We start from the raw sequence: 14,830 nt of genomic DNA, 5'->3' as shown, positions 1-14,830 counted from the left end.
GGTAAAATATCCATGCATTAAGTCAATTAGACTTTATATTTACTTAGCATTAAAAATAGCCTTTAGCGAAAATAACTTACTTTTTAACCAGCTAAACAAACCGTTTTTAATGCAAGCCAGTATTTACTTAAGCATAGCAATATATCGGCCGATTACTACTTTGCTTTAATTTACATTCTTACTCTTAATGCTCACTTACTGATATTGTCAAAAATGGGATCTTGTTATGCCTTCTCAACCAGCTCTACCTCGCCATGTTCTTGTTCTTAACTGTGGCAGTTCAAGTTTAAAATTCGCAATTTTAGATGCTTTAACCTCTGAAGAAATTATTTCAGGTCTTGCCGAGCGTTTAGGATCTTCAACCCCCTTAATTAAGTACAAATATCAAGGTGTAAAAAAACAAATTGAACTTGAGGCAAACCAAGCTCACGGCGCCGCAATTGATACGCTGGTTGCGCTGATCAACGATCATCATTTAGCTGATCACTTAATTGCGGTAGGTCATCGTGTTGTTCATGGTGGGGAACATTTCACCCAATCAGTTTTAATTGATGATGATGTAATAAAGGGCATTACCCAAGCGGCAACGCTTGCGCCTTTACATGGCCACGCAAATTTATTAGGTATTTCATCGGCTCAGGCATCATTTAAAGGCTTACCACAAATTGCCGTTTTTGATACTGCCTTTCACCAAACGATGGAAAAAACAGCTTATCTGTATGCCTTGCCCTACAAACTTTATACAGATTATGGCGTTAGGCGTTATGGCTTTCACGGTACAAGCCATTTTTATGTTGCTGAACAAACAGCTAAATTATTAAATCAATCGATTGAACATAGTAACTTTATTAGTGCACATTTAGGTAATGGTTGCTCGGTGTGCGCAATTAAAAACGGTAAAAGTGTCGATACGAGTATGGGACTTACACCACTCGAAGGCTTAATGATGGGAACTCGCAGTGGTGATATTGACCCTGGCCTATTTAACTTTTTAACCACACAGCTTGATTACAGCGCACAGCAAATCGATGATTTACTCAATAAGCAAAGTGGCTTACTGGGTATTAGTGAACTCTCCAACGATTGCCGAACAATCGAAGAAGCTGCTGTAGCAGGTAACGAAAAAGCAATTCTCGCACTCGACATGTTTTGTTATCGATTAGCAAAACAAATTGCAGCTTTTATGGTGCCATTACAACGCCTAGATGCTTTGATTTTTACAGGTGGCATTGGTGAAAACTCAGATATAATTCGCGCAAAAGTAATCGCGCAGCTCTCATTTTTGGGCCTAGACTGTGACAATACAGCAAACCTTGCAGCGCGTTTTTCAAAGCAAGGGATTATTAGCTCTACAGCAGCAAATGTCAAAGCGGTCGTAATGCCTACGAATGAAGAGTGGGTTATTGCCCTTGATGCTGCAACCATTGCGCAGGAGCACTAATTATGGCTCGTCGAATTATGTTAGTGCCCATTTCAACAGGCGTTGGATTGACCTCTGTCTCTGTTGGTTTGGTTCGTGCTCTTGAGCAAAAGGCAGTCAAAGTTAACTTTTTTAAACCCATTGCACAGCCTCGTTCTGGTGAAACAGGCCCAGAAAAGTCAACCCAAATTGTTACTCAAGGTTCGCCTATCACACCACCTACTCCATTTGCGCTTGCGTATGCAGAGCAAATGATTGGTGATGGTAAAGGTGATGACTTACTTGAAGAGATTGTAGAGCGCTTTGAAAATGCGATAAACAGCGATGAAGTCGCTATTATTGAAGGTATGGTGCCCACCCGCCGCCAACCTTATGCAGGGCGAGTAAATCGCGAGATTGCCCAAACTTTAGGTGCAGATATCGTATTTGTGCTTACACCAGGCAACGATACTAATGATCAAATTGAAGACCGATTAGAAATTGCTGCAGGCAACTATGGCGGTGTTGATCATGCCCGCGTACTGGGCTGTATTTTTAATAAAGTAAACGCCCCTTTAGACGAAGAAGGCCGAGCTCGCGCTGATTTAGTGGATACACATAACCCCGAACAACTTGAAAATGAACTCAATAGACTTGCCTCACTGCCCATATTTAGAAAACACCCATTTATGTTATTGGGTTCTATACCGTGGGACTTTGAGTTAGTCGCTCCTCGTGTAAAAGATTTATGTGCTTATTTAAAAGCTGAAATAATCAACGAAGGCGATATGGCGCACCGACGTTTACGCCGTGTCACTTTTTGCGCGCGTACTGTGTCAAATATTCTCAACCACTTTACGCCAGGTGCGTTATTAGTTACGCCCGGCGATCGCTCTGACGTATTAGTTGCAGCGTGTTTATCAGCCATGAACGGCACTAAAATTGGTGCTATTTTACTCACTGGTGGATTTAGACCTGAGCCTCGTATTATGACTTTGTGCGAACAAGCAATGGCAACCGGCTTACCTATTTTAATCACTGACGCCGATACTTGGCGAACATCTCTATTACTACATAACTTTAATATGGAAGTACCATGTGATGATGAACAACGAATCGATAAGGTAAAGCATCATAATGCGAGCAACATCGATTCTGACTGGCTCGATACCCTTGCTAAAAGTGTCGGTAAAACACGTAAAATGTCTCCACCAGCATTTCGCTATTTACTGACAGATAAAGCCCGACAGTTTGCTAAAACCGTGGTGCTCCCAGAGGGTAATGAGCCACGTACTATCAAAGCTGCCGCTATTTGTGGTCAACGTGGTATTGCAAAAACAATTTTACTTGGCGATCGCGAGGAAATCGAACGCATTGCCATACAACAAGGTGTTGAACTCAACGAAAATGTAACAATTATTGAGCCTCATAGTGTGATCAATGATTATATCGCGCCAATGGTTGAACTCAGAAAAAGTAAAGGCCTCACCGAAGTTGTAGCACATGAACAACTACAAGATAACGTTGTACTTGGCACCATGATGTTAGAGCGCGGTAAAGTTGATGGCCTTGTATCTGGCGCGGTCAATACCACAGCAAATACTATTCGCCCTGCACTTCAGTTGATTAAGACTGCACCGGGATCATCATTGGTCTCATCGGTATTTTTTATGCTATTACCTGATCAAGTACTTGTTTATGGTGACTGTGCAATTAACCCTGATCCAACGGCCGAACAACTCGCTGATATTGCGATTCAATCTGCTGACTCCGCCGCGGCTTTTGGCATTGAACCTCGTGTAGCCATGATAAGTTATAGCACCGGAACATCAGGCACAGGCGCAGATGTTGAAAAAGTGCGTGAAGCCACCGCACTTGCAAAGCAAAAACGCCCCGATCTGATAATCGATGGTCCATTACAATACGACGCCGCTATTATGGAAAACGTTGCACGTAAAAAAGCCCCTAACAGCCCTGTCGCAGGTAAAGCAACGGTATTTATATTCCCCGATTTAAATACCGGTAACACAACCTACAAAGCAGTGCAAAGAAGCGCTGACTTAATAAGTATTGGCCCTATGTTGCAAGGTATGAGAAAACCAGTAAACGACTTAAGCAGAGGCGCGTTGGTTGACGACATTGTTTACACAATTGCGTTAACTGCCATTCAAGCATCACAAGTTAAAAATAACGAGTGAGACATCAGTAAAGCACCTTAATTAGGTGCTTTACTTTTTGCAGTAACTAATTTTAACGCAGTTAATGAAGTTATTTTAGTCCTAGAATACCTCGGAATCGCAGTCTGCCACTTACCTCTATCGCTTTTAACTCCAACGACGCTCGCATCTTGAGGTGGCTTGGGTATATACTATTAATAAGTGACTTACTGCCAAAGGGTTTAAAAATGTCAAAGCAAACATTGCAGCTTCATAGTACAGCCTTTACGATTCATAGCCTTGATGTTAATAGTGATATTCCTGCTGCGCTATTTAAAGAATCAATGTATTTTATCTCTAAAACAGTCGACGAATTATCCATCGTATGCCCCACTACATTTGAGATTGAGAGCCTTGATGCAGAAAACGATTGGTTAGCATTAGAGGTCGTAGGTCCACTTGGGTTTTCATTAACAGGGATCATGGCTGATATCTCAGGTGTTTTAGCCAAAGCGAGCATTTCAATTTTTGCTTTATCGACCTACGATACCGATTATGTTTTAGTTAAACGACAGCGTATACAAAACGCGATTGCAGCACTAAAAAAAGATGGCTATCACGTACTCAACGAATCCCTTTAAGCACTATGAAATACTCTGATATTAGCTATTTACCACAACGTCAATTAGATCCCAACAGCATATCAATATGCAGCCCTTTCAGTGGTAAAGTTCGCCCATTAAGTGAGCATCCTGAGCCTTTTTTTAGTTACGGCACTCTTGGGCGGGGCATCATTGTTGAACTTACAAGTCACAAAATATTAGCACCATTTAACGGCACGTTATTGCAAGTTAAAAATGCAGGCAGTGAATTTATCTTGAAAGCAAATAATGGCTTAAAAGTATTACTAACACTGCATTTAGATACACATCAACACCATATTGCCCATACCCATATTGCCCAATTAGGCGGCAGTAAAATTATCAAAGGTGAACGGCTTGCTTATTTTGACTTACGCGAGCTCAAAACGCCTCTACTTGCGACAATGATTTTACTCAATGGTAATAGGTTGGGAGCTGTACACTATGGTTTATCTCATGTCACAGCTGGGGTAGACTCTTTATTAACAATAACTAAGAAGTAATTTATATGACCACTCTTTACGGTATTAGCAACTGCGACACCATCAAAAAAGCCAAAAAACATTTAGCCGATCACAACATTGATTTTAAGTTCCATGATTACCGTAAAGACGGAATATCTCATGAAATGGTGAGCGAATTTGCACAACATATTGATTGGCAAGATCTGGTAAATAAGCGCGGCACGACTTATCGCCAATTATCTGATGAGCAAAAAGAAAATTTAGATAAGCAAAGCGCTTTGGCTATTTTAGTTGAGCAGCCAGCTATGATCAAACGCCCTGTACTTATCCATAACAGTAACTACCACTTAGGCTATAAAGCGGCTCAATATGATGAGATTTTTGCATTATGAATGATCCCGTAATTAAACTTGCTCAAGATCTTATACAAAAGCGCTCAGTCACCCCTGAAGACGCTAATTGCCAAGCGATGATGAATGAACGTCTGGCAAAGCTAGGTTTTAATATTGAATCACTGTTTTTTACAGACACCCTTAATACTTGGGCGCGCAAAGGAGATCGCTCTCCGCATTTTTGCTTTGCTGGTCACACTGATGTTGTCCCCACGGGACCGGAAAAAAACTGGCAGCACCCTCCCTTTTCAGGCCTGATAACAGAGGGCATGTTACATGGGCGTGGTGCAGCCGATATGAAAGGTTCATTAGCGGCCATGATTGTTGCAACAGAGCGATTTGTAACTAAACACCCAGATCACAAAGGCTCTATTTCATTTTTGATTACCTCTGATGAAGAAGGCCCTTTTATTAATGGCACAACCCGCGTTATAGACACATTAGAAGCCCGTGGTGAAAAAATCGACATGTGCTTGGTTGGCGAACCTTCATCACGTGATGTACTTGGTGATGTCGTTAAAAATGGCCGTCGAGGTTCTCTTACAGGCTTTTTAACCGTAAAAGGAATACAAGGCCATGTGGCCTACCCGCAACTGGCGTTAAATCCTATCCATATTGCAGCTCCTGTACTTACTCAGTTAAGCCAAACTGTATGGGATACTGGGAATGAGTTTTTCCCTGCCACTAGTTTTCAAATTTCAAATATTAATGGCGGCACTGGGGCTGGAAATGTTATTCCTGGCGAATTAGAGATTCAGTTTAATTTTCGTTTTAGCACTGAAGTCACCCATCAACAATTACAGCAACGCGTCATTGATATTCTTGACGAATATGATTTTGTCTATGAGTTAAACTGGATTGTGAATGGCCAGCCTTTCATCACTGAAGGTGGCCCACTAATTGATGCCACAGTTGCGGCGATTAAATCAGTGACTGGTGTAGATACAGCTCTTGAGACTACTGGTGGTACATCGGATGGGCGCTTTATAGCGCAAACGGGCGCAAAAGTGATTGAACTTGGGCCTCGAAATGACACTATCCATAAAGTAAACGAGTGTGTAAGCACTGACGATCTTATTGCCTTGGCCGATATTTACGAGCAAATTTTAGAGCAATTATTAACATGATTTATCAACAACTCTCATCTCAGCAGCTCAGCGATTGCGCTTGCGGTCAAAGCGAGTTGTTACTCAGTGAACATAACGCTCATAAACTGCATAAAGAGATTATTGTCGATTTTAACCAACTACAAGCAGCCGCTGCGCAAGCTGGCTTTGAGCTTGCGATAGTCTCTAGTTTTCGAAGTTTTGAGCGCCAAGCACACATTTGGAATGCAAAATTTAGTGGCCAGCGCCCAGTATTAAATAAACAGCAACAAGTCGTTGATCTAACGAGTCTAACCGACATTGAAAAATGCCACGCTATTATGCTTTACTCTGCGCTACCGGGTACAAGTAGGCATCATTTCGGGACTGATCTCGATATTTTTGATAAAGCAGCCGTTCCGGCTGATTACCGATTACAACTAGAAGCGCACGAGTATCAAGATGGTGGGCCTTTTTCAGCGCTCACTCGTTGGCTTGATAAAAACCTCGCTCTGTATGGTTTTTACCGCCCATATCAATCTGATTTAGGCGGCGTTGCGCCTGAGCCTTGGCACATCAGCCATGTAAAACATTCGACAACGCTAATGCAACATTTAAATATCACCGCACTAAGAGGTGTGATAAATAACAGTGAGTTACTAGGAAAAGACGCTATTTTGACTCATCTGCCAATGCTTTATCAGCGCTATGTGTTGAATGTAAGCTCTGCGGTTGCTTAGCAAGTAAAAATACCATCACAGCGCCTAATATAAAGGCGCTGGCAATAATAAAACGCGCTGATAATACCTCATCTAAAAATATTGCCCCTGCAATAGCTGCAATCACTGGCACACATAATTGTACAACTGCAGCTTGTGTGCTTTTTAAAAGTGGCAATGCAATATACCAAATACTGTACCCGATGCCAGATGCTAATGCCCCCGACGCGCATGCAAGCGCAATTCCCTGCCAATTCAATTGTGCCACACTAGCGAAACCAACAATAAAAAATACGGGCAGTATCAACACGCTTCTAAAAAAATTATACGATGTAGCACGCAGTGGTGACTTGCATGCTTTACCTCTAATACTGTAAACCCCCCATGCAATACCACTTGTACACATAAGAACAGCAGGTAAAACTGAAGGCACTGTTGCTGAAGGGAGCATGAGATAAATAAATCCCATCAACGCACACATAAATGCAGCCCATTGAATCGCACTTAAGCGCTCTTTATTTATGATCCCCCACCCAATCATCGTTAATTGGACAGCACTGAATAATATTAACGCCCCACTACCTGTATCTAACTCAATATAAGCAAGCGAAAAACACAATGCATACACAACTAAACTAATGCTACTGCGCCAACTGCCATTATCTGGTGCGTATTCAGTATTTACTAAACGCAAGGATGATTTTGATTGCCACAAAAGAATGACTCCCAAACACAACGCACCACTTAATAAGCGCAGCGCTGTAAAATTCCACGCATCTATATACCCATTGGCAAGTGCAATTCGGCACAACAATGAGTTGGCAGCAAAAGCGATTAAAGCTAGCAGTGTGTAAAGTATTGCTTTCAAAAATTACCCTTTAGAATTGTTTTAACCAACCTCTTTCAAGCCAGCTGTTAATTTTTCCAATTAAGAAACCCGCGATCAGCGATGGCTCTAGTTCATTTAAACAGGATTGGCATAATTGCGCAAAAGGTGTCTGATTTTTTATCAGCGATAATAAACGGAACTCTTGTTGATCAACATAAACATATTGTGTACGGCGCTGTAAATCCCGCGCTATAACCCAACATTTTGATGATTGATGCTGAGGTTCAGGCGGTGACTGTTGCTCTTTAAGTGCCTGCCATGATTCAACCGCATTGGTATTAAAACACACTAATTGTACACTAGGCTGTAATACTAACTGCAAACTAGGCCAGTTTTCAGGTGCAATGCTTTCAAGTGCTTCAACACGTAAATGCGCAGCATCCATTGCATCAAATGCAGTTAATAGCATTCGTTCAAAAGTCGCTATTTCAGCCAATATAGGATGCTGTATAAACGGCTCCGTGGCACTTAAAAATTGCGGTAATTGATCGCAAAAATTTCTTAATGACGTAAATTTAGATGGAAAATGTTGCAAGTATCCCTCTACCATTAGTTCAAATAGGTCATCTCCTAAATAACGTCCTAACTGTTCATGATCTTGCTCTATCACTGCACGTAAACGAATTTTATAAGCATTTTGATAAATAGATAAACGTTGATTGGTATTTAATTCACCTTGCTCGGTTATATGATCTGCAAGCTTATCACTCGTCCCTTGAAGTAACGCCATAAAGTGTTGCTGTAATTGTGCTAAATCACTCATTTTTAGCCATACCTTGCCAAAAAGGCTGCACTAATTCGCGAGCCTGATCCAACTCTTTAATCAACGCCTCTAATGTGCCGATATTATCATCGCGCTCAATCATGGTGCTGACTGGCCCTAACTGCTGAGCATAGCGAGTAAATAAATCCCACACCGGCGGTGACACATCTTCATCGTGCGTATCTATAATGTGGCTACCAAAATCTTGGTGTCCTGCTAAGTGGATTTGTGCAATCGCTTTTTTTGGTATTGCATTTAAATACGTCATCGCATCAAATTGATGATTACGTGCACTGACATAAACATTATTTACATCCATTAAGTAGCGGCAACCTGTTTTATGATGTAAAGCTGCTAAAAAATCCCACTCAGTCATTTGAGATTCTTTATAAGTAAGATAACTTGAGACATTTTCAAAAATCATCTCAGTTCCTAAATACGCTTGTACTTGATGGATCCGTGATGCTAAATGCTCAAGCGATTCTTGTGTATAGGGCATAGGTAATAAGTCATGGCTATTAATATCTCCCACTTGGGTAAAACATAAATGGTCAGATACCCACTGTGGCTCAACACGGGCAATTGTTTCTTTTAATGATTTCAAGTAATCAATGTTCAACGCATTTGTTGAGCCTATCGACATCGAAACACCATGCATAACTACGGGGTAATTTTCACGAATTTTATTTAAGTAATACCAAGGCTTACCACCCGCTACAAAATAGTTTTCAGAAATAACTTCAAACCAATCTACCGCTGGTTTCTCTGTAATTATTTGTTCTAAATGGGGTGCCCGCAAACCCAAACCAAAACCTAAAAATTGCTCTTTCATACACATCCTTTCATATCTAGGCGGTAATACCACCTAGATTATTACAACCCATTTATGAATCGACTGAGCCACCAATATCACCACATGATTTAGCGGGCATTGAAACAAAGCCAGTTCCTTTACATGATGCTTGACCTGCACACGCATTATCAGCTGTTTTACAGTCATTATGGCCGCCACACACATTGACGTCATTACAATGCACTAAATCCGTTTGAGCAACAGTCCCAACCCATTTATCTTTAATTGCACCACCAACATCACCACAGGCTTTCGATGGCATTGCCACAAAGCCAGTGCCTTTGCACGATGCTTGACCAGAACAGGCATTATCTGCCGTTTTACAGTCATTGTGACCGCCACACACATTTACATCGTAACAATGCACTAAGTCTGTTGTTGAATTCATATTTGCAACCGATGCTGCTGAGGTGTCTGCTTCTGTGCTATTACAGCCAACTAAACCTGCAACCATCACGGCCATTGCTGCTCCAGTAAATTTTTTCATTTTTTATTCCTCTGATTATTTAATTGTTCAAACAGCAAGACCGCTCACATCGCTGATCTATTTCAGCTTAGTGCAGTAAATGTAAAATAGTTACTACGATTTCTTACATTGTTTATCATTAACCAATCAAAAGATTATGCTAATCTATATTGAATTAATAAAAGGAGTGCAATGTGCAGCGCAGTATTTTATTTAGCTTTTGTTTCATTTTAGGAGGATGCAGTAGCATTGGTTTTAATGATCTCTTTAGCCATTACGCTCATCAAATGGCTCCTGTGCGCCACGCAGTTAACTCTAATAATATGGCGCAAGCACAAAAACTGTTACCGAGTAATGGAAAAAACCATAGCAATTACCTACTAAATCAATTAGAAAGCGCACGATTAAGTGATTTAAATAGTGAACAGGATACAGCTCAAAATTATTATGAGTCAATTTATCAGCAGATGGAAACTAAGCGTCAAGCTGCAAAGCTGCAATTAAGCGCAGGCCTTGAGCAAACAAGTGCATTACTGACGAATGACTCGGTGATAGGTTATGTACCTGCTCCCTATGAAATGAGCATGCTGCATAGTTATAAAGCTCTTAATTTCATATACAAGCGAGATATTGAAGGTGCGTTAGTTGAAGTTCGTCGAGCAAATAAAGTACAAATAGACGCGCTCGCTGAACAAGGCAATGTACTTGATGCCGTTGCCAAAGAAGCACAGCAACATTACCCAAGTATGGATGCGTTAATAAAGGATGCTAAAAATGGCTATCAAAATGCCTTCACATTTTATTTGTCTGGATTACTTTATCAATCCAATAAGCAATTTGATGATGCGTATATAGATTATAAAAAAGCCTTAGAGATTAACCCTAATAATCCATATTTACAGCAAGATGTTATGCGTCTAGCTAAACAGCAAGGATTTGAACAAGATTATGAGCAATATACACAGCGCTTCGGGCAATTAAATAGTCGAACTAATGGGGGCGAAGTTGTCATTCTCATGGAGCAAGGTTTAGTTGCACAAAAGGATGAATTTGTCCTCAGGCTGCCCATTTATACATCACGCGGGGATGCGCGTTTTTATAGCTTAGCAATGCCTGTATATAAAGATAAAGCATTTACTCCAAGTTACAGCAATATCAGTGTCAGTGATCAGGAGTTAGCATTGAGTCCATTAGTCAGAATTGAAGCATTGGCAGCCAAAACCCTTGAAGAACAAACACCAGCGCGAGTTTCAAGACAAGTATTAAGGCTTATAGCCAAAGAAAAAGTGCGTGCTGAACTTGCTCGCAGTGGCGGTGATGTTGGGAATATATTAGCAAACCTTTACAATTTGGCGTCAGAGCAAGCAGACACACGAAGCTGGCTAACATTACCAAACCAAATAAGTGTCGCGCGGACACAACTAAATGCAGGAGACCACAGCTTACAATTAAGTGGTCATAAAAATATAAATTTCACGGTTAGTAAGCAAGGGTTAACCTTAATTTACCTAACCTCTATTAATAACTATTTTAATTACCATGTAGTGCAACTTTAGGAGCAGCCATGAAATATCTAGTGCCTTTATTAGCGGTGTCTTTACTTACAGCATGTGCTGGCAGACCCACTACATCGGGAATTGCTGTAGAGAACGCATCTGCGCAATATCAGCAACAACTCAAAGTAAATAACCCACAACTTGGTAAGCGATTAGTTATTAGCGACGTAAAAACACGCCAAACAAATCAACTCACTGATGTGGTTGTTACACTTTCAAGCCAATACAAAAAGTCTCAATACTTACAGTATCAATTTACTTGGTTTGATGGCGATGGGTTTGTTATTAAAGGAAATCATTCACCTTGGCAGGCGCTTACTTTATTTGGCTTTGCCAATATACAACTGCCCGGGCTTGCACCTACACAGGAAGCGGTTACATTTTCACTTGCTGTGCGCGAAGTATCGACACAAGCTCAAGAATTTAAAGAATAAAGGAAAACATAATGAACACAGTAAACACACCTAACAAGCCATCTTTAAAAGCACTCTCTGGCTATGCCTTAATAGGCCTAAGTGCCTTGGCGCTTAGTGGTTGTGCAAACAAAGCCGTCGTTAGTTATGGCGATGCACAAGCAGTAGAAACAACCGATATTAACTTTGGATCAACCGACCTGCAAAAAGTAGCCAGTCAAATGACTGACTCATTACTTGCTTCACCGGTTGTTGGCACAATGACGGCAAATAGTCGCCCAATCGTTTTTGTTGAACGTATAAAAAACAAAACCAGTGAGCATATTGATAGCGAATCAATTACTGATTCAATCTCTACACAATTACTCCGCAGCGGTAAATTTCGCTTTGTTGATATGACCCGTGTAGAAGCTGTTCGAGAGCAACTTAATTTTCAAAATGACGACGCATTAGTTAATCCATCTACAGCCATCGCATTTGGTCAACAAGTCGGTGCTCAGTACATGCTGTACGGTAACCTTTCAAGTATTGTAAAATCGAATAAAGATAAAGCCGATGTATATTACAAATTTACAATGCGTTTGATGGATTTAAAAAGCGGTTTAGTAGAGTGGGCTGACGAAACTGAAATTCGTAAAACACGCGAAAAATCAACATTTGGTTGGTAAAAATCAACAAAAACTTATTAACTAGCCATTATAGCGACTGATAATTAGCTATCTGCTCACTATAAATATCGCTGTTTAATTATTTGTTTTGAAAACAGTCTGGGAGATGCGTTATGAAAACTCTAACCTTTGCATTTATTTGTACACTACTTGCCAGTAGCCCAAGTTTTGCAGCCTATGAGCGAAACAAAGCGGTGCCTGTACAGCAAGTGTTATTTGGCGAAGTAAAGTCTGTTCGTAACATCACGCAACAAGAGTTAGTACAAGACAAAAGTAGCGGCTGGAAAACCTTTGGTGGTGCATTGCTTGGGGGGGTTATAGGTAACCAATTTGGTGGCGGAAGCGGTCGAACAGCTGCAACCATTTTAGGATCTGTAATTGGTGGTAATATTGCGCATAATAAGCAACGCAGTAGCTACTATGAGCAGTACCACCTAGTTGAGTTAATGATCCGTGTTGAGAACGGTGAACAATTTATGGTGGTTCAAGATAAAGATAATCAGATGCACTTTAGCACTGGTGACGATGTTCGCTTAGTTTACCTATCAGACAACACCGTGCGCGTAGATAAAGCCTTCTAAGTGACTAATAAAACCAAAAAGCGAGCCCATTAGCTCGCTTTTTTAATAGGCTTTGCATTTAGCCTTGGCGATAACCATTAAAAAATCGCTGCATTTTCCCCATCGCCACACTTAAGTCATCTTTATTAGGTAAAAATACTAATCTAAAGTGATCTGGGTTTGGCCAATTAAATGCCCTACCGTGTACTAATAAAATTTTCTCGGCTTTGAGTAAATCTAAAATCATTTTTTCATCATTTTTGATATTAAAGCGCTCGGTGTCTACTTTGGCAAACGCATACAGTGCGCCTTTTGGTTTAGTACACGAAATACCTTCAATAGCGTTTAGGCCACGCCATGCAATATCTCTTTGCTCGTATAAGCGCCCACCAGGATCAATTAGGCTATCAATAGACTGGACACCACCTAGAGCTTGCTGAATGGCATATTGTGCTGGTACATTTGCGCATAACCGCATTGATGCAAGAATATCTAGACCTTTACGAAGATCATCCATCAAATCGGTCCGACCACTTAATACCATCCACCCCATTCGTAAGCCTGCAGCTCGGTAAGTTTTTGCTAAGCCGTTGAACGTAATAATTGGTACATCATCACACAATGCGCCAATTGAGCTATGCGTAATGCCGTCATATAAAATTTTCTCGTAAATTTCATCACTCAACAACAGTAACTTATGTTCACGAGCGACATCAATCAACTGCTGTAATAGTGCATCATCGTAAACAGCACCTGTTGGGTTGTTTGGATTTATTAAAACCAACGCTTTGGTTTTTGATGTGATTTTACTGCGAATATCGGCAATATCAGGAAACCAATCTTGCTCTTCATCGCATAAATAATGAACTGGATTGCCACCTGCTAACTTAACTGACGCAGTCCATAATGGGTAATCAGGCGCAGGGATCAGCACTTCATCATCATTATTGAGTAAAGCTTGGGTAGTCATTTGAATTAACTCACTGACCCCATTCCCAATGTATATATTGTCAACATCTAAATTGAACAAACCACGTTGCTGATAGTGCTGATAAATAGCCACGCGGGCTGAGTAAAGGCCTTTAGAGTCACAATAGCCTTGGGCTGAATAAAGGTTACGAATAATATCGCGGTGCATATCTTCAGGCATATCAAAGCCGAATGCCGCAGGGTTACCAATATTCAATTTTAAAACTTTTTGGCCTTCGTCTTCCATTTTGCGCGCCTGAACTAATACTGGCCCACGAATATCATAACAAACGCCTTGTAATTTATGACTCTTTTTAATTTCTGACATTTTTACCTCTACTAGTGAGTGGTTAGACTAACCTAGTAAAGGGGCAAAACACCAGCCTATTTAGCATCATAAAACTGAAAAAAATTCATTTTATTTTAACGGCTTTGCAACCATTGAGTTAACTTCTCTTTAGCCCCTGCGACTTGGCTTTCAAGCTGTTCTGTTGCCATCACTGCCTGAGATAAATCGCCATTATTTAAGCTTTGCTCAATATCGCGTGCAACATCAGATAAGCTACTGGCACCAAACTGTGCCGCGTTAGACTTTAGACTATGGGCGTGGCGAGTCGCTGTTGGGACATCGCTATGGATTGTGGCTAGAATCTCGCCTCCCAAGCGCTCAAACTCAGCGCAGCAAAACATCAATGTGTCATCAAACTGCTCGCCTAATAATGACTCCATACCTTCCAACGCGCCTTCATCAATAATTACCGTGTTCATTTTTTTATCCTTTTTTTACTCGTGTTTTAATCACAAGTAACTAGTTAATAATTCTACTTTATATTTATA

At 40.8% G+C, this 14,830-nt stretch carries 17 protein-coding genes; 11 read left to right on the top strand and 6 right to left on the bottom strand.

All coding sequences use genetic code 11. The features are described from left to right. Positions 1–226 precede the first annotated feature (226 nt). The 7 genes from ADS77_RS18020 to ADS77_RS17990 all read left to right on the top strand — a co-directional run bounded on the left by ADS77_RS18020 (position 227) and on the right by ADS77_RS17990 (position 6,877). Positions 227–1,441: an acetate kinase gene (locus ADS77_RS18020; protein ID WP_054455668.1), complete on the top strand. Its 1,215-nt coding sequence runs from the start codon at positions 227–229 to the stop codon at positions 1,439–1,441. A 2-nt stretch (positions 1,442–1,443) separates the two neighbouring features. Beyond that, positions 1,444–3,597: a phosphate acetyltransferase gene (gene pta, locus ADS77_RS18015; RefSeq protein WP_054455665.1), complete on the top strand. Its 2,154-nt coding sequence runs from the start codon at positions 1,444–1,446 to the stop codon at positions 3,595–3,597. A gap of 206 nt (positions 3,598–3,803) precedes the next feature. Further along, the gene (locus ADS77_RS18010) at positions 3,804–4,196 is read left to right on the top strand and encodes an ACT domain-containing protein (protein WP_054206520.1); all 393 of its coding nucleotides are present in this window, start codon (positions 3,804–3,806) and stop codon (positions 4,194–4,196) included. Between the two features lie 5 nt (positions 4,197–4,201). Continuing rightward, on the top strand, positions 4,202–4,699 hold the full coding sequence (locus ADS77_RS18005; RefSeq protein WP_054206519.1) for a PTS glucose transporter subunit IIA: 498 nt from the start codon (positions 4,202–4,204) through the stop codon (positions 4,697–4,699). Between the two features lie 5 nt (positions 4,700–4,704). Continuing rightward, positions 4,705–5,052, top strand: a complete 348-nt coding sequence (locus ADS77_RS18000) for an ArsC family reductase (protein WP_054206518.1) — start codon at positions 4,705–4,707, stop codon at positions 5,050–5,052. After that, positions 5,049–6,179 (top strand): succinyl-diaminopimelate desuccinylase, encoded by a 1,131-nt coding sequence (gene dapE / locus ADS77_RS17995; RefSeq protein WP_054455663.1) that lies wholly within the window; start codon positions 5,049–5,051, stop codon positions 6,177–6,179. The genes ADS77_RS18000 and dapE overlap by 4 nt, the downstream gene beginning before the upstream one ends. Beyond that, positions 6,176–6,877: a M15 family metallopeptidase gene (locus ADS77_RS17990; RefSeq protein ID WP_054455661.1), complete on the top strand. Its 702-nt coding sequence runs from the start codon at positions 6,176–6,178 to the stop codon at positions 6,875–6,877. Before dapE ends, ADS77_RS17990 begins: the two co-directional genes overlap by 4 nt. Here the strand turns inward: ADS77_RS17990 and ADS77_RS17985 are convergent. The 4 genes from ADS77_RS17985 to ADS77_RS17970 are packed head-to-tail and all read right to left on the bottom strand — an operon-like array spanning position 6,810 to position 9,848. After that, positions 6,810–7,724 (bottom strand): DMT family transporter, encoded by a 915-nt coding sequence (locus tag ADS77_RS17985; RefSeq protein ID WP_054206515.1) that lies wholly within the window; start codon positions 7,722–7,724, stop codon positions 6,810–6,812. The genes ADS77_RS17990 and ADS77_RS17985 overlap by 68 nt on opposite strands. A gap of 10 nt (positions 7,725–7,734) precedes the next feature. After that, the gene (locus ADS77_RS17980) at positions 7,735–8,508 is read right to left on the bottom strand and encodes a DNA-binding domain-containing protein (protein ID WP_054455660.1); all 774 of its coding nucleotides are present in this window, start codon (positions 8,506–8,508) and stop codon (positions 7,735–7,737) included. Beyond that, positions 8,501–9,340, bottom strand: a complete 840-nt coding sequence (locus tag ADS77_RS17975) for a DUF692 domain-containing protein (protein WP_054206513.1) — start codon at positions 9,338–9,340, stop codon at positions 8,501–8,503. Before ADS77_RS17975 ends, ADS77_RS17980 begins: the two co-directional genes overlap by 8 nt. Positions 9,341–9,392: 52 nt before the next feature. Beyond that, positions 9,393–9,848, bottom strand: a complete 456-nt coding sequence (locus ADS77_RS17970) for a hypothetical protein (RefSeq protein WP_054455658.1) — start codon at positions 9,846–9,848, stop codon at positions 9,393–9,395. A gap of 173 nt (positions 9,849–10,021) precedes the next feature. On the opposite strand from ADS77_RS17970, the gene ADS77_RS17965 reads away from it, so the two are divergent. From ADS77_RS17965 to ADS77_RS17950, 4 genes are all read left to right on the top strand, one after another. Continuing rightward, positions 10,022–11,383, top strand: a complete 1,362-nt coding sequence (locus ADS77_RS17965) for a COG3014 family protein (protein ID WP_054455656.1) — start codon at positions 10,022–10,024, stop codon at positions 11,381–11,383. A gap of 8 nt (positions 11,384–11,391) precedes the next feature. After that, positions 11,392–11,817, top strand: a complete 426-nt coding sequence (locus ADS77_RS17960) for a YcfL family protein (RefSeq protein WP_054455654.1) — start codon at positions 11,392–11,394, stop codon at positions 11,815–11,817. A gap of 11 nt (positions 11,818–11,828) precedes the next feature. After that, entirely contained in the window at positions 11,829–12,464 is a 636-nt protein-coding gene (lpoB, locus tag ADS77_RS17955; RefSeq protein WP_054455652.1) for a penicillin-binding protein activator LpoB, read from the top strand. 113 nt (positions 12,465–12,577) lie between these two features. Further along, positions 12,578–13,045, top strand: coding sequence for a glycine zipper 2TM domain-containing protein (locus tag ADS77_RS17950; RefSeq protein WP_054455650.1), 468 nt, complete (start codon positions 12,578–12,580; stop codon positions 13,043–13,045). A 58-nt stretch (positions 13,046–13,103) separates the two neighbouring features. On the opposite strand, the gene ADS77_RS17945 is transcribed toward ADS77_RS17950, so the two are convergent. Continuing rightward, entirely contained in the window at positions 13,104–14,321 is a 1,218-nt protein-coding gene (locus ADS77_RS17945; protein ID WP_054206507.1) for a pyridoxal phosphate-dependent aminotransferase, read from the bottom strand. 95 nt (positions 14,322–14,416) lie between these two features. Beyond that, positions 14,417–14,761 (bottom strand): Hpt domain-containing protein, encoded by a 345-nt coding sequence (locus ADS77_RS17940; RefSeq protein WP_054455648.1) that lies wholly within the window; start codon positions 14,759–14,761, stop codon positions 14,417–14,419. Between the last annotated feature and the right edge of the window lie 69 nt (positions 14,762–14,830).

It is taken from the genome of Pseudoalteromonas porphyrae, from assembly GCF_001298125.1.
GTDB lineage: Bacteria > Pseudomonadota > Gammaproteobacteria > Enterobacterales > Alteromonadaceae > Pseudoalteromonas > Pseudoalteromonas neustonica.
The sequence above is the reverse complement of the archived record's forward strand: the minus strand, read 5'-3'. Positions and strand labels throughout refer to the sequence as shown.

What these genes read in the sequence shown, in the direction of transcription:
- ADS77_RS18020 (WP_054455668.1), top strand. Translation starts at nt 227, where the DNA reads ATGCCTTCTCAACCAGCTCTACCTCGCCATGTTCTTGTTCTTAACTGT.
- pta (WP_054455665.1), top strand. Translation starts at nt 1,444, where the DNA reads ATGGCTCGTCGAATTATGTTAGTGCCCATTTCAACAGGCGTTGGATTG.
- ADS77_RS18010 (WP_054206520.1), top strand. Translation starts at nt 3,804, where the DNA reads ATGTCAAAGCAAACATTGCAGCTTCATAGTACAGCCTTTACGATTCAT.
- ADS77_RS18005 (WP_054206519.1), top strand. Translation starts at nt 4,202, where the DNA reads ATGAAATACTCTGATATTAGCTATTTACCACAACGTCAATTAGATCCC.
- ADS77_RS18000 (WP_054206518.1), top strand. Translation starts at nt 4,705, where the DNA reads ATGACCACTCTTTACGGTATTAGCAACTGCGACACCATCAAAAAAGCC.
- dapE (WP_054455663.1), top strand. Translation starts at nt 5,049, where the DNA reads ATGAATGATCCCGTAATTAAACTTGCTCAAGATCTTATACAAAAGCGC.
- ADS77_RS17990 (WP_054455661.1), top strand. Translation starts at nt 6,176, where the DNA reads ATGATTTATCAACAACTCTCATCTCAGCAGCTCAGCGATTGCGCTTGC.
- ADS77_RS17980 (WP_054455660.1), bottom strand. Translation starts at nt 8,508, where the DNA reads ATGAGTGATTTAGCACAATTACAGCAACACTTTATGGCGTTACTTCAA.
- ADS77_RS17975 (WP_054206513.1), bottom strand. Translation starts at nt 9,340, where the DNA reads ATGAAAGAGCAATTTTTAGGTTTTGGTTTGGGTTTGCGGGCACCCCAT.
- ADS77_RS17970 (WP_054455658.1), bottom strand. Translation starts at nt 9,848, where the DNA reads ATGAAAAAATTTACTGGAGCAGCAATGGCCGTGATGGTTGCAGGTTTA.
- ADS77_RS17960 (WP_054455654.1), top strand. Translation starts at nt 11,392, where the DNA reads ATGAAATATCTAGTGCCTTTATTAGCGGTGTCTTTACTTACAGCATGT.
- lpoB (WP_054455652.1), top strand. Translation starts at nt 11,829, where the DNA reads ATGAACACAGTAAACACACCTAACAAGCCATCTTTAAAAGCACTCTCT.
- ADS77_RS17950 (WP_054455650.1), top strand. Translation starts at nt 12,578, where the DNA reads ATGAAAACTCTAACCTTTGCATTTATTTGTACACTACTTGCCAGTAGC.
- ADS77_RS17945 (WP_054206507.1), bottom strand. Translation starts at nt 14,321, where the DNA reads ATGTCAGAAATTAAAAAGAGTCATAAATTACAAGGCGTTTGTTATGAT.
- ADS77_RS17940 (WP_054455648.1), bottom strand. Translation starts at nt 14,761, where the DNA reads ATGAACACGGTAATTATTGATGAAGGCGCGTTGGAAGGTATGGAGTCA.